This window comes from Kribbella deserti (assembly GCF_042434725.1).
Taxonomy (GTDB): domain Bacteria; phylum Actinomycetota; class Actinomycetes; order Propionibacteriales; family Kribbellaceae; genus Kribbella; species Kribbella deserti.
The window spans coordinates 117,674-131,783 of record NZ_JBHLTC010000002.1; the positions used below are offsets into that span (position 1 = coordinate 117,674).

The following is a 14,110-nucleotide window of genomic DNA, read 5'->3' on the forward strand; positions in this document are numbered from 1 at the left end:
GATGACCCAGGTGACCACTTCCGGCTCGCTGTCCCGAACAGCGGCGGCGGTCGTCGAGATGCGGGGTATCTGCATCAGCTTCCCGGGCGTGAAAGCCCTGGAGGACGTGGACTTTCGGCTTCATCCCGGTGAAGTGCACGCCCTGATGGGTGAGAACGGCGCCGGCAAGTCGACGCTGATCAAGGCACTCACCGGCGTTTATACGATCGACAGTGGCTCGGTCACGGTCGAGGGGCGCGCCCAGCGGTTCGACTCCCCGGCCGATTCGCAGGCGGCCGGGATCAGCACCGTTTACCAAGAGGTCAACCTCTGCCCGAACCTCACCGTCGCCGAGAACATGTTGCTCGGCCGGGAACCACGCCGGTTCGGGCGCATCGACGTACGGGCGATGAAGGACCGGGCCGCCGAGGTGCTGGACCGGCTCGGCGTATGCATCGATCCGGGTTCGTTGCTGGGTGACCACCCGATCGCGATCCAGCAGCTGGTCGCGATCGGCCGGGCCGTGGCCGTCGACGCGAAGGTGCTCATTCTCGACGAGCCGACTTCGAGTCTGGACGCCGAAGAGGTGGCCAAGCTGTTCGTCGTGATGAAGACCCTGCGGGACGAAGGCGTGGCGCTGTTGTTCGTCTCGCACTTCCTGGACCAGGTCTTCGACATCTCCGACCGGATGACCGTCCTGCGCAACGGCAAGCTGGTCGGCGAATACCGCACCGAGGACGTTACCCAGCTCCAGATCGTCGAGGCCATGATCGGCCGCGAGCTGGAAACGCTGGTCAAGCTCGAACACCACGTCGCCCCCGATTCGGTCGACGAACGCGGCGAGCGCGTGCTGCAGGTGCTCGGCCTCGGCCGCAAGGGAACGCTCGAGGCGGTCGATCTCGACGTCTATCAAGGCGAAGTGATCGGTATCGCCGGCCTGCTCGGCTCCGGCCGGACCGAGCTGGCGCGTCTGTTGTTCGGCGCCGATACGGCCGACACCGGCACGATCGAGATCCAGGGCGTACGACGCAAGCTCCGTTCGCCGCGGCAGGCCATCGCCGCGAAGGTGGCCTTCTCGAGCGAGAACCGCCGCAGCGAAGGCGTGATCGAAGATCTCTCGGTCGCGGACAATATGCTGCTCACCCTGCAGGCGTCGCGCGGCTGGCTCCGGCCCATCGCGCCACGCGTGCGGGAGAAGCTCGTCAAGCAGTACATCGACGCGCTGGGCATTCGCCCGGCCAATCCCGAAGCCCTGATGCGGAACCTGTCGGGCGGCAACCAGCAGAAGGTGTTGCTGGCCAGGTGGCTGATCACCCAGCCGCGGCTGCTGATTCTCGACGAGCCGACGCGCGGTATCGACATCGGCGCCAAGACCCAGATCCAGCAGCTCGTCTCGAAGCTGGCGGGCGAGGGCATGTCCGTCGTGTTCATCTCGGCCGAACTGGAAGAAGTCCTCCGGCTCAGCGACCGCGTGGTCGTGATGCGGGACCGCGCCAAGATCGCGGACCGGGTCAACGACGAGAGCGTCAGCGTGGCCACCATTCTCGAAACCATCGCCGCCGGTGGATCCACCGCCGATGCACCCGCCGCAGTGGAGGAAAAGCACCATGCGTGAGGTCCTGCGTAAGCCCTTGTTCTGGCCCGCGCTGGCGTTACTGCTGCTGATCGCGTTGAACACGGCCATCACGCCGTCCTTCCTCGCCATCCGGATGCAGGACGGCCACTTGTTCGGCAGCCTGATCGACATCCTGCGCAACGGCGCGCCCGTACTGCTGGTGGCCCTGGGCATGACCCTGGTGATCGCCACGCGAGGCATCGACCTTTCGGTCGGCGCGGTCGCGGCGATCGCCGGTGCGGTGGCCTGTGTCTACATCGCGGGTTCGCCCGAGCAGGGCACCGCCGCCACCGCGATCACCGCGATCTTCCTGGCGCTGGGTTGTTGCCTGCTGCTCGGTTTGTGGAACGGCTTCCTGGTTTCCGTGATGGGTATTCAGCCGATCATCGCGACGCTGGTCCTGATGACCGCGGGCCGCGGCCTGGCCATGCTGGTCACGGATGGCCAGATCACCACCGTGGTCAACCCGACCTTCAAGATGCTCGGCGCGGGCTTTGTCGGCACTTTGCCGCTCGCGATCCTGATCGCGCTCGCCGTGTTCGCGATCACCGCCGTGCTCGCCCGTCGTACGGCGCTGGGCATGCTGATCGAGTCGGTCGGCATCAACCCGGAGGCGAGCCGCCTGGCCGGTGTCCGCGCGCGCACGATCACCTGGACGGCGTACGCGTTCGCCGCTTTCTGTGCGGGGATCGCCGGGCTGATGATCGCGTCGAACACCAGCGCCGCCGACGCCAACAACGCCGGGCTCTGGATCGAGCTGGACGCCATCCTGGCCGTCGTGATCGGTGGTACGTCACTTGCCGGCGGCAAGTTCTCGCTGACCGGAACGTTGCTCGGGGCAATGTTCATCCAGACGCTGGCCACCACGATTCCGACCATCGGAATTCCGGCCGAGGCGAATTACCTGTTCAAAGCCGTTGTGGTGGTCGCGGTCTGCCTGCTGCAGTCGCCCAAGGCGCGCGCCGCGCTGAGGCGACGCCGGACCGCACCGATTCCCGTCCACCCGAGCGCGAAGGCCGATGCGGTATGAGCACCTCCACGATGGTGACCAACTGGTCCACCCGGGCGCGCAGTTACAGCCCGCCGGCCAAGTACCTGCCGGTCATCGCGACGTTTGTGCTGCTGATCAGCATGTTCGGCGCGGGTTCTCTGCGGTACGAGGGATTCGCCGATCCGCAGGTGATCCTGAACCTGTTCGTCGACAACGCGTTCCTGCTGGTGCTCGGCGTCGGTATGACGTTTGTGATTCTCACCGGCGGTATCGACCTGAGCGTCGGTTCGGTGGTCGCGTTGTCCACGATGATCGCCGCTTCGACTCTTGAGGCCGGCTGGCCCGCGTTCGCCAGTGTTATCACGGTGCTGATCTGCGGGACCCTGCTCGGTACGTTGATGGGCCTGGTCATTCACTACTTCGACGTGCAGCCCTTCATAGCCACGCTCGCCGGCATGTTCCTCGCCCGCGGTCTTTGCTACCTGATCAGCGTCGAGTCGATCCCGATCCGCAATACCACCTTCTCCTCCTTCGCGCAGGGCACGATCACCCTGCCCGGCGGTTACCGGATCACCCCGAGCGTCGTACTGGCGCTGGTGATCGTCGGCGTCGCGGCGTGGGTGCTGCACATGACCCGCTTCGGCCGCACGGTGTACGCCGTCGGCGGCAGCGAGAGCTCGGCCCACCTGATGGGTCTGCGCGTCGCCATGGTCAAGGTCGGGGTGTACGCGATCAGTGGGCTCTGCTCGGCGCTCGCCGGACTGCTGTTCTCGGTCTACATGCTGTCGGGGTACAGCCTGCATGCGGTCGGCATGGAGCTGGACGCCATCGCCGCGGTGGTCATCGGCGGCACGCTGCTCACCGGCGGCCGCGGCCTCGTACTCGGCACGATGCTGGGCGTTCTGCTGCTCGGCACCATCCAGACCTTCATCTCGTTCGACGGCACGCTGAGCTCCTGGTGGACCAAGATCTCCATCGGCGTATTGCTGCTGGTCTTCGTGCTGATCCAGCGGTTCCTCACCCGCCGCCAGGCCTGAAACGGGCCAACCGCCCTGGAACATCCGGGCTCCAGGGCGGTTGGCCGTTTTTCTGCTGCTTCGTTCAGCTGCGGGGGCTTTTGCGGGTGCGAGTTGCCGCCTTCTTGGCCGGTGCCTTGGGTTGACCGTTCAGTGTGCTTTCGCGGACCACCAGGGTCGGCGGGATCAGCTGGCTCTGCACTTTGCTCGCGCCGTTCATCAACTCGGCCAGCAATGCGAACGTATGACGGCCCGTGGCGGCGAAGTCCTGCCGAACGGTGGTCAGCGGCGGGCTGAAGAACTCGGCCTCGGGCACGTCGTCGAACCCGACCACGTGGACGTCGCCTGGCACGTTGATCCCGGCCTCGGCGAATGCCCGGAGCAACCCGAGCGCCATCTGGTCGTTTGCGACGAACACCGCGCTGAGGTTCGCCTCGCGCGCAAGCGACTTGCCCGCGTCGTACCCCGACTGGGGACTCCAATCGCCGCGCGTCACCCGGGGTGGTCTGATCCCGTGCTTCTCGAGAGTTTCGCGCCAGCCTCGCTCGCGCTCGCCCGCTTCGAGCCAGTCCAGCGGACCGGCGACGTGCCACACGGTTTCGTGGCCGAGTGACAAGAGGTGTTCCGTCGCGAGGCGGGCACCCTCGGCCTGGTGTACGGCGACCACGGGCACAGCCGTTGCCGCGCCACTGACGGCGACGAGCGGGATGTCGTGGGGCGCGTAGTTCAGCGCCTCGGTCGTCGCGACATGCGGCGCGATCACGACGATGCCTTCGACGGCCTGACCCTTGAGCGTTTCGATGGCCTCCTCGATCGAGGCGCGATCGGGCCGGCCCACGCTGGAGACGCTGATCGAGAATCCGGCCGCCCGGGCCGCGCGCTCGATGCCGTACAACGTGCTGGCCGGGCCGTACAGCGTGGAGTCCAGCGTGACCACGCCGAGCGTGGCGGTACGGCCGGTGGCAAGGGCGCGAGCGGCGGCGTTCGGCCGGTACCCGAGATCCTCGATCGCGGCCAGCACCCGATCCCGCGTGGCCGGCCGGACAATTCCGGTGTCGTTGATGACCCGCGACACCGTCATATGCGAAACGCCTGCTGCCGCGGCAACATCGGCCAAGCTCGGATGCCGCCTAGCGACCACATTCGCCGCCTCGGACAGGGACTTGGCTTCGGACCCAGTGGACACGCCCATGTCTCCCATCATCGACTCGCCCCGAATTCTGCCACCCCACCACCCACACCCCCACCAACGCCGCACCTCGGGGCCTTGCGATGGATGATGTTAGCGCTAACACTCTACCATTTCGGTCCTCTTCCCGCCGCTGACCGAGTGGTGGCGATGGACTCGCCTCATCACTGTTAGGCGGTGCGGAGGTATTCGGCGCGCCAGTGGGGAGTGGGGGTGGTGGTGAGGTGGTCGAGTTGGATTAGTTGCAAGCCGTCCGTGGCGAAGGCTTGCATGGCGGATTTGCTGAGGGGCCATGGCGGGCCTTCCACCGATTGGCCGTCCTGGCGGACCATCGCGATGACCACCAGGGTGCCGCCCGGGCCGACCAGTTCGCTGATCTGCTTGGTCGCGGTCTCCTGCAGCGGCGCCGGCAAGGCCTGCACGGTGTAGATCTCCACCACCAGCTCAAACGCCCGGTTCCACTCCGCGGGCGGATCGAGCAGATCCGCCGTCACGTACTCGACCTCCGAACCCGGATGCGTACGCCGTGCCGCCTCAACCGCCGAAGGCGAAATGTCGAACGCGATCGTCCGGTACCCGAGATTCGCAACCAACTCAGCGTCCCACCCGGTACCAGCGCCAACCACGATGGCCCGTCGCCCAGTACCGTCCGGCTGAGCCGTGTCCACCCATTCGGTCAACAACCCATGCGCCGTACCGCGATCCCAGGGCACCACCGCAAGGCCCTCGTCGGCCGCCGCGTAGAGCCGTTCGAACCACCCGGTCGGATCGTCGTCGTGCACGGACTGGTTCGCCAGCCGCCGAGTGGCCAGGTCGGGATCGATGTCGGGGTTGACCGTGTTGTCGGTCATGCGCGGCTCCGTCGTGCTCTCGGCGGCGATTCAGGTTCAGCAGCTCACGTACAGAAAGGCTCGGGTACAGGAAAGCTCCGGATTGATCTCCACGAATACTCTCAGCCCACGGGGCAACGTCGCCGGATCAACAAGATGCTGCAGTCGCCCCGGTCGGTAGCGACCGGGGCGACGACCCGCCACCTGGGAGGGAGTAAGCGGATCAGGTGGCGGTGCAGGTCACGGCCGGACGGGTTTGGTTGCCGCCGTGGAGCACGGTGAATCCGAAGGTGTTACCGCTGCCGTTGGGCCGGGCGGTCATGACGTTTCCGCTGCTGTCCCAACTGACAGCGGCGTTCCAGGTGGCGATGATCCTCTGCGGGGCGCGGACGGTGACGGTGACGGTCCAGTTGCTGGAGCCGGTCACCGCGACCTGGCCGTTGAAGCGGTCGGGCCAGGACTGGCCGTCGGAGTACGTCGCGGTGCAACCGCCGCCGGGCGGCGGGTCGATGGCGTCCGGGGCGACGGCGCGGCCGGTCGTCGGGGAGATCATCCCGGCGCACAAGCCACGGCTGCGCAGACCCGAGACGATCTGCGGTACTGCGGCGACGGTGGCCGCGTACTGGTCGTGCATGAGGATGATCTGGCCGCTCGTGAGCCGTTCGGCGGCTTGGACGATCTGCGCGGTGGTGGCGCCGTCCCAGTCCCGGGAGTCGACGTCCCAGGTGATCGTCTTCAGCCCGAGACCGGACGCGACCGACTCGAGGGTGGCGTTCGTTTCGCCGTACGGTGGCCGGAACAGTTTCGGCGTACCGCCGCCGGCGTTCTGGATGGCCGTCTGGGTGCGGGACAGCTCGGATGACATCGCGGTCGTGCTCAGGGTGAGCATGTGCGGATGGGTGTAGCTGTGGTTGGCGATCCACATCCCCGCACTTGCCTGAGCAGCGACCAGAGACGGGTTGGCCGCAGCGTTCTGCCCGGTGTTGAACAATGTCGCCCGCACTCCGGCCGTCCGCAGCGCGTTGAGCAAGGCAGGGGTGTTACCGGGGTTCGGCCCGTCGTCGAACGTCAGCGCGACGTACCCGTTGCGGCAATCGGACGGTGGAGATCCTGCATTGAGAGCGTCCAGCGTTGCCGTGTACGCCGGCTTCTTGTTGCCGTTGCCGTCGAACAGCAGGGGTGTGTCACCGGGCCGCCAGGAGTCGGTATCCCGCACGCCCCACACGGTGATGCCGTTGCAGCGGGAGATCGCCAGGCAGGCGTTCGTCACCAGGCGGTACTTGTTCGCCTGGTCGGTGCCGGAGCCCTGGATGTCGAGCTCAGTGATCTGTACGTCGACACCCAGCCCGGCGAAGGTCGACAGCGTGGTCTGGAAGTTGCTCGGCACCGGATTGCCACTGTTGAAGTGTGCCTGCAGGCCGACGCAGTCGATCGGGACGCCGCGGTTCTTGAAGTCACGGACCATCGCCACGACGGCCTTGGTCTTCGCGTGGTCGGGGTTGTCGATGTTGTAGTCGTTGTAGCAGAGCTTGGCGCCCGGATCGGCGGCCCGGGCCGCCCGGAAGGCGGCCTCGATCCAGTCGTTGCCGGTGCGCTGCAGGTTCGAGTCACGCCGGGCGCCCGAACCGCCGTCCTCGAAGGCCTCGTTGACCACGTCCCAGGCGTAGATCTTGCCGCGGTAGTGGGTGGCGACCTGGGTGACGTGGTTCAGCATCGCGTTGCGCAACGCGGTGCCGCTCATGTTCTGCATCCAGCCCGGCTGCTGAGAGTGCCACGCGAGAGTGTGGCCCCGCAGGCGTTTGCCGTTGCTGGTCGCCCAGTTCGCGACCCGGTCACCGGCGGTGTAGTTGAACTGGTTCTGGTTGGGCTCGGTGGCGTCGAGTTTCATCTCGTTCTCGGCGGTCACCATGTCGAATTCACGGTTGGCGATGGTCGTATAGGTCGAGTCGCCGAGCTTGCCGGCGCTGATCGCGGTACCGAAGTACCGGCCGGTCTGGGCCGCCGACGCACCGAGAGTGGTGGCGGCTTCCGCGGAGGCCGGGACGAGTACGGACAGGCCGGTCGCGGCCAGGGCACCGGCGGCCAAGGCCGCCAGACTTCTTCTGATCATGCAGCTCACCTTTTCTGGGGCGGTCAGATAGCGAGTGACGTCACGCAGTGATCGTGGGCATGCGAAACCGATAAATCAAGAGCGAATTCCCGAATTATTCTCGAAACATTTTCGGGCCGCCGTGGTCAGCCATCCCTTTATCCAGTAGGGAGTCCGATACTTTTCGAAGGTCGTCATGATCGCCAATGTTGGCGGAGTAATTCCGAAATATTTCGGTAACTCGCGGTACCCGCAGCGGGCAGGCAAAGAAGCAGCCGCCCTCGGGCCCCGAGGCAGCGTCAGGACCACTCGGGCAGGGCCGTGAGGACTCGGGCCACTTGGGTGAGGCGGTGGGTCAGGTCCAGCGGTAGCGGCGTTCGGGGCGGCCGGTGGTGCCGTAGCGGAGGGAGACGTCGGCTTGGCCGGTTTTGCAGAAGTGTTCGAGATAGCGGCGCGCGCTGACGCGGGAGATGCCGACGCGTTCGGCGCATTCGGCCGCGGACAGGGTGGTTTCGGTTTCGCGGAGCGCGCGTTCCACCAGCGTTGCGGTTTCCTGGCCGAGGCCTTTCGGTAACCGCGTGGCGGTCGCGGGCGTCGTACCGCGGTTGAGAACGCGGTCGATGTCGGCTTGGCCGGTCACGGACTCTTCGGGTAGTTCCCGGCGCTGCGCGGCGTACGTATCGAGGCGGACGCGTAGATCGTCGAAGCTGAACGGTTTGAGCAGGTAGTTGACCACTCCGTGCCGTACGGCGGCCCGCACCGCCTCGGCCTCGCGTGAAGCAGTGATGACGAGTACGTCGCAATCGTGGCCGGCCGCTCGTAGCTGCGTCACGACCTCCAGCCCGAACATGTCCGGCAGATACAGATCCAGCAAGACCAAATCCGGTGCGAGCGCCTCGACCTGGGCGAGCGCATCGGCGCCGGTGTGCGCGACGCCGACAACTTCGAAGCCCGGCACGTTGCCGACGAAGCCGGAGTGGATCCGTGCCACATGAAAGTCGTCGTCCACGATCAGTACCTCGATCACAGGGACTCCCACCGAACGGCACTACCTGACAAGCCGACGCCCGCCCCCGACGGACCGCCCGACGGACCGCCCGACGGACCGCCCGACGGACCGCCCGACGACCCGGTGGAAGGGCTGACGGAGAGGCTGGCGGTGAACATGGCGCCTTCGGGGGTGTTGGTCACCGCGATCTCCCCGCCCCGGCCGTTGCAGACTAGCCGGGTGAGGGCGAGGCCGATGCCGCGCTCGCCTTCCTTGGCCGCCTTGGTGGTGAACCCATTGGCGAACACCTCCTGCGCCAGCTCGGGGGCCACGCCTGGTCCCGAGTCGCGGACCACGATCTCGATGCTGGTGGCGTCTTGCTGGATCTCCACCTCGACCCAGGCCGGAGCCAGCGGGGTGCCGGAGCCGGCCGCGGCGTCGATCGCGTTGTCGACCAGGTTGCCGACCACGGTGGCGACGTCGGCGGAGTCCTCGGGTTCGAGCCTGTCCAGCGAAGTGCGTTCGGAGATCCGCAGTTCGACCCGGCGCTCGGCCGCGAACGCGGACTTCGCCATCAGCAGGGCGGCGACGGCGGTGTCGTGGACCCGGCTGGTCAACGTGAGATCGAGCGAGGCGCGACGCCGGCTCAGTCCTTCGACATACCGCACGACCTCCTGGTGGTCGCCGATCTGGATCAGCCCGGAGATCGTATGCAGCTGGTTCGCGAACTCGTGTGCCTGCGCCCGCAGCAGGTCGGTCGAACTGCGGAACGAGCCCAGTTCGCGTTCGAGCTCCGCCAGTTCCGTTCGATCCCGCAACGTGGTCACCGAACCGAGCCGCCGGCCGTCCTTGGTGACGTCCATCCGGTTCATCACCAGCACCCGCCCACGCCGTACGACGACCGCGTCCCGCGCATCATCCACCCGAGTCGAGTCGTCCGGACGACCGGCGACGCCCGCGAGTACGTCGTACAGGCGCCCCTCGATCCGCAGGTCGGCCAGGCTCATGCCGACGCTGTGCTCGGGCAGATCCAGCAATCGGCGGCCGACGTCGTTCACCAGGGTGATCCGCTGCTGCGGGTCGAGCGCGATGACGCCTTCGGCCAGGCCGGACAGCATCGCCTCCCGGTGTTCGGCCAGTCCGGCGATCTCGCGCGGTTCCAGCCCGAACGTCTGCCGCTTGATCCGCCTTGCCAGCAACCACGACCCGATCAATCCGATCGCGCAGGCGATACCGAGATACGTCAGCAGGTACGACGCACCGCGCAACCGTTGCCAGGTGGACGGTACCGGCTGGCTCACCGCCACCGTGCCGATCAACCGGGCGGGTGTGGTGATCTGCCCGGTGTTCGGGTCGGTTCGCTCGCCTCCGAAAACCGGCACCTGCGCGACCAGCCGTTCCCGGCCGGCCGGCTCCTGATCGCCGGTCCAGCTCCGGCCGCGCGCGACGCCCGGATCGCCGTACACCAGGCGGGAGTCGATCTCCCTCGGGTCGGTGGCGGCCAGTACGCGACCGTTGATGTCGGCAACTACTACGGCGGTGTCCTCGGCTTCGGTGATGGTGGATTGCAGGTGTGGGGCAAGTACTTGGTCCGCCGCGGGCGCGAGGATCTGCTGGCGTAGCAGGGCGCTGCCCGCGAGCTGTTCGGCCAGCGCGGTGACGCGACGGCCTTCGACCCGGTTGAACGTGGCCGCCGACTGCGCCAGTGACACCGCGGCTACAGCCAGCAACACCAGCACGATCACCGCAAGCTGGAGTACCAGGAGCTGGCCCGCGAGCGTGACCCGGCGGGAAGCCTTCATGACCACAATGAACTCAACCTTCGCTGCTGACACAAGGCAGACGAGACGCCTGCCGTTCAGTCAAGATCATCGCGCCGTGTCCCGCAAAGCGAAAGCCCGTAAAGCGAAAGAGAGTCCCACCATGAGATCGCGGACCAAAGCACTTCTCAGCGCCGGTGTGGCGCTGTCGATGGTGGCGCTGAGCGCCTGTGGCGCGACGGCCGAAAAGGGCGCGAGCGATGCGCCCGCCGCGGACGGCAAGCCCGTCACCGGCCTGCGGATCATGGTGCCGAACGCCGCTGGTGGTGGTTACGACACCACCGCGCGCACGGCGGCCAAGGTGATGGAGGACGCGAAGATCGCCGCCGGTATTCAGGTGTTCAACCTGCCCGGCGCGGGCGGCACGATCGGCCTCCAGCGCACGGTGAACGAGAAGGGCAATGGCAAGCTCGCCATGCAGATGGGCCTCGGCGTGGTGGGCGCGTCGTACACCTCGAAGTCGAAGGCCACGCTGACCCAGACCACACCGCTGGCCAAGATGATCGAAGAGGCCGGCGCGATCGTTGTGCCCAAGGACTCGCCGTACAAGACGATCGGTGATCTTGTCGCCGCCTGGAAGGCCGACCCGAAGGCCCTTGCGGTCGGTGGCGGTTCTTCCCCCGGCGGGCCGGACCACCTGCTGCCGATGCGGCTCGCGCAGGCCGTCGGCATCGAGCCGAAGCAGGTCAACTACGTGTCGTACGACGGTGGTGGCGAGCTGCTTCCGGCCTTGCTCGGCAGCAAGATCGCCTTTGGTGCCAGCGGATTCGGCGAGTTCAGCGACCAGGTCGAGAACAAGTCGGTGCGCGTCCTCGCGGTGACCAGCGAGAAGCCGGTCGAGGCGCTGAAGGATGTTCCCACGCTGAAGTCGGCCGGTATCGACCTGGTCTTCACGAACTGGCGCGGCATCGTGGCGCCGCCCGAAATCAGCGACGCGGACAAGTTGGTCTGGATCGACGCGCTGACGAAGATGCACGACTCGGAGGGCTGGAAGGCCGAGCTGGCCAAGCGCGGCTGGACCGACGCCTTCATGACCGGTGACGACTTCGGCGCGTTCCTCACCGAGCAGGACAAGGCCGTTGCCGACCTGCTCAAGGAACTCGGGCTGGCCACGTGAGTCAGCAGGCCGGCGTGAGCCAGCAAGGCGAAGCCCGCACGGGCGATCGGGCGCAGTACGGAGTCTGCGGATTCCTTGCGCTGCTTGGCATTCTCGTCATCGTGGACGCCTTGCGGCTCGGCGAGACGACGGTGACGAACGACCCGATCGGGCCGAAGGCCGTGCCGGTTCTGCTGGGCGCGCTGTTGCTGGTTGTTGCCGTGTTCTACGCAGTTGACGTCGCGCGCGGTGGCGAGGGAGAGGCCGAGGCCGGTGAGGACGTTGATCCGACCTCACCGATCGACTGGCGCACGGTCGGCCTGCTGCTCGCGGCGTTCCTGGTGAACGTCGTACTGATCGAGCGGCTCGGCTGGGTGATCAGTGGAACCTTGCTGTTCTGGGGTTCGGCCTTTGCCCTGGGCAACCGTCACTATGTGCGCAACCTGGCGATCGCCATCGGGTTGTCGTTGGCAACGTTCTACGGGTTCGCGATCGGTCTCGGCGTCAACCTGCCGGCCGGCGTACTGCAGGGGATTCTGTAATGGAGAACTTCGGCAATCTGATCACCGGTTTCGGCGACGTGCTGACGCCGATCAACCTGCTGGTGGCGCTGCTCGGCGTCATCGTCGGAACGGCGGTCGGCGTGCTGCCGGGGATCGGCCCGGCGATGACGATCGCAATGCTGCTGCCGATCACCTACGGCATGGAGGCCACCCAGGCGTTCATCATGTTCGCCGGCATCTTCTATGGCGGCATGTACGGCGGCTCGACCACCTCGATCCTGCTGAACACGCCAGGCGAGTCCGCCTCGGTGGTGACGGCGATCGAGGGCAACAAGATGGCCCGATCCGGCCGGGCCGCCCAGGCTCTCGCGACGGCTGCGATCGGCTCGTTCGTGGCCGGACTGCTCGGCACGATCGCGCTGGTACTGGTCGCGCCGCAGGTGGTGCGCTTCGCGATCAGCCTTGGGGCGCCGGACTACCTCGCGATCATGTTGCTGGCGTTTGTCGGCGCGACCGCCGTGCTCGGGGCCTCGCGGATCCGGGGGGTCGCCGCCTTGCTGCTCGGCCTGGTGATCGGTCTGGTCGGCATCGACAAGGTGACCGGCCAGCAGCGCCTGACCTTCGGTATTCCGCAGCTGGCCGACGGTATCGACGTGGTGATCGTGGCCGTCGCCATTTTCGCGGTCGGCGAGGCCCTCTGGGTGGCGGCGCATCTGCGGCGGAAGGCCGGTGAGGTGATTCCGGTCGGGCGTCCGTGGATGAGCAAGTCCGACTTCCGGCGCTCCTGGAAACCGTGGCTGCGTGGTACGGCCCTGGGATTCCCGTTCGGCGCGATGCCCGCGGGCGGAGCGGAGATCCCGACCTTCCTGTCGTACGCGACGGAGAAGAAGCTGTCGAAACACCCGGAGGAGTTCGGCAAGGGCGCGATCGAGGGAGTCGCCGGGCCGGAGGCAGCGAACAACGCGTCCGCGGCCGGCACGCTTGTCCCGATGCTGGCGCTCGGCCTACCGACCAATGCCACGGCCGCAGTGATGCTGGCGGCGTTCGTTTCGTACGGCATCCAGCCTGGGCCGTTGCTGTTCGAGCGGGAGTCGTCGCTGGTCTGGACGTTGATCGCCAGCCTCTTCATCGGGAACCTGCTCCTGCTGGTTCTGAACCTGCCGCTGGCGCCGGCGTGGGCGAAGCTGTTGCAGATCCCCAGGCCATACCTGTACGCCGGGATCCTGTTCTTCGCGTCGATGGGCGCCTACGTGGTGAACGCTCAGCCGGTCGACCTGGTCCTGCTGCTAGTACTCGGGCTGATCGGATTCGCGATGCGCCGGTTCGGGCTTCCGGTGCTGCCGTTGATCATCGGCGTGATCCTCGGGCCGATCGCGGAGCGCCAGGCCAGGATGTCGCTGCAGCTGTCCGGTGGTGAGGTGTCGGGCCTGATCGGCGGTCCCGTTTCGTACCTGATCTACCTGCTGATCATCGGTGTGATGGTGTGGCCGTTGCTGCGCCGTTTCGTTCGCAGGCCGAACCGGGAGAAGGTGGCGGTATGACCGTACTGGTGGGATACGTGCCGACCCGCGAAGGTGAGGCCGCATTGGCCGCCGGAGTCGCCGAGGTGCGCCGCAGGAACGAGAAGCTGCTGGTGCTCAACACCTCCCGGGGTGACGCGTACGCCGATCCCCGGCTGGCGCAGCAGCGGGACCTGGACATCGTCCGGCGTGATCTCAGCGAACTCGGCCTCGACTTCGAAGTACGCCAGCTGGTTGGCGGCGGCGACGCGGCCGACCAACTGGTGGAACTGGCCGAGGCCGAACAAGTCACGATGCTGGTCATCGGCCTTCGCCACCGGACTCCGGTGGGCAAGCTCATCCTCGGCTCAGCCGCCCAGCGCATCCTCCTGAACGCAACCTGCCCGGTGCTAGCCGTCAAAGCCATCTGATCGCTCCGGGCCTTCAGCCGGCCGGAAAGCCAAGTGAGGGCTGACGCGCGTGGGCGGTCGGTCT

The 14,110-nt window shown here is 66.9% G+C and carries 12 protein-coding genes; 7 read left to right on the forward strand and 5 right to left on the reverse strand.

What is annotated here, in order from left to right; all coding sequences use genetic code 11:
- Position 1 precedes the first annotated feature (1 nt).
- The 3 genes from ACFFGN_RS03285 to yjfF are packed head-to-tail and all read left to right on the forward strand — an operon-like array spanning position 2 to position 3,622.
- The gene (locus ACFFGN_RS03285) at positions 2-1,594 is read left to right on the forward strand and encodes a sugar ABC transporter ATP-binding protein (protein ID WP_380043758.1); all 1,593 of its coding nucleotides are present in this window, start codon (positions 2-4) and stop codon (positions 1,592-1,594) included.
- Positions 1,587-2,624, forward strand: a complete 1,038-nt coding sequence (locus ACFFGN_RS03290) for an ABC transporter permease (RefSeq protein ID WP_380043759.1) — start codon at positions 1,587-1,589, stop codon at positions 2,622-2,624. The genes ACFFGN_RS03285 and ACFFGN_RS03290 overlap by 8 nt, the downstream gene beginning before the upstream one ends.
- On the forward strand, positions 2,621-3,622 hold the full coding sequence (gene yjfF / locus ACFFGN_RS03295) for a galactofuranose ABC transporter, permease protein YjfF (RefSeq protein ID WP_380043760.1): 1,002 nt from the start codon (positions 2,621-2,623) through the stop codon (positions 3,620-3,622). The genes ACFFGN_RS03290 and yjfF overlap by 4 nt, the downstream gene beginning before the upstream one ends.
- A gap of 64 nt (positions 3,623-3,686) precedes the next feature.
- Here yjfF and ACFFGN_RS03300 read toward each other — a convergent pair whose 3' ends face one another.
- The 5 genes from ACFFGN_RS03300 to ACFFGN_RS03320 all read right to left on the reverse strand — a co-directional run bounded on the left by ACFFGN_RS03300 (position 3,687) and on the right by ACFFGN_RS03320 (position 10,499).
- The gene (locus ACFFGN_RS03300; RefSeq protein WP_380043761.1) at positions 3,687-4,787 is read right to left on the reverse strand and encodes a LacI family DNA-binding transcriptional regulator; all 1,101 of its coding nucleotides are present in this window, start codon (positions 4,785-4,787) and stop codon (positions 3,687-3,689) included.
- A gap of 173 nt (positions 4,788-4,960) precedes the next feature.
- Positions 4,961-5,641, reverse strand: coding sequence for a class I SAM-dependent methyltransferase (locus ACFFGN_RS03305; protein ID WP_380043762.1), 681 nt, complete (start codon positions 5,639-5,641; stop codon positions 4,961-4,963).
- Between the two features lie 202 nt (positions 5,642-5,843).
- Positions 5,844-7,730 carry an endo-1,4-beta-xylanase gene (locus tag ACFFGN_RS03310; RefSeq protein WP_380043763.1) on the reverse strand — a complete coding sequence of 629 codons (1,887 nt, stop codon included), beginning with the start codon at positions 7,728-7,730 and terminating at the stop codon, positions 5,844-5,846.
- Positions 7,731-8,064: 334 nt separating this feature from the next.
- On the reverse strand, positions 8,065-8,736 hold the full coding sequence (locus ACFFGN_RS03315) for a response regulator (RefSeq protein WP_380043764.1): 672 nt from the start codon (positions 8,734-8,736) through the stop codon (positions 8,065-8,067).
- The gene (locus tag ACFFGN_RS03320) at positions 8,733-10,499 is read right to left on the reverse strand and encodes a sensor histidine kinase (protein WP_380043765.1); all 1,767 of its coding nucleotides are present in this window, start codon (positions 10,497-10,499) and stop codon (positions 8,733-8,735) included. Before ACFFGN_RS03320 ends, ACFFGN_RS03315 begins: the two co-directional genes overlap by 4 nt.
- A gap of 121 nt (positions 10,500-10,620) precedes the next feature.
- On the opposite strand from ACFFGN_RS03320, the gene ACFFGN_RS03325 reads away from it, so the two are divergent.
- Genes ACFFGN_RS03325 through ACFFGN_RS03340 form a run of 4 tightly spaced genes read left to right on the forward strand, consistent with a single transcriptional unit; the run spans position 10,621 to position 14,046 of the window.
- Entirely contained in the window at positions 10,621-11,634 is a 1,014-nt protein-coding gene (locus tag ACFFGN_RS03325; RefSeq protein WP_380043766.1) for a Bug family tripartite tricarboxylate transporter substrate binding protein, read from the forward strand.
- Positions 11,631-12,155 (forward strand): tripartite tricarboxylate transporter TctB family protein, encoded by a 525-nt coding sequence (locus ACFFGN_RS03330; RefSeq protein WP_380043767.1) that lies wholly within the window; start codon positions 11,631-11,633, stop codon positions 12,153-12,155. The genes ACFFGN_RS03325 and ACFFGN_RS03330 overlap by 4 nt, the downstream gene beginning before the upstream one ends.
- Positions 12,155-13,657 carry a tripartite tricarboxylate transporter permease gene (locus ACFFGN_RS03335; RefSeq protein ID WP_380043768.1) on the forward strand — a complete coding sequence of 501 codons (1,503 nt, stop codon included), beginning with the start codon at positions 12,155-12,157 and terminating at the stop codon, positions 13,655-13,657. The genes ACFFGN_RS03330 and ACFFGN_RS03335 overlap by 1 nt, the downstream gene beginning before the upstream one ends.
- Entirely contained in the window at positions 13,654-14,046 is a 393-nt protein-coding gene (locus tag ACFFGN_RS03340; protein WP_380043769.1) for a universal stress protein, read from the forward strand. The genes ACFFGN_RS03335 and ACFFGN_RS03340 overlap by 4 nt, the downstream gene beginning before the upstream one ends.
- Positions 14,047-14,110: the final 64 nt, after the last annotated feature.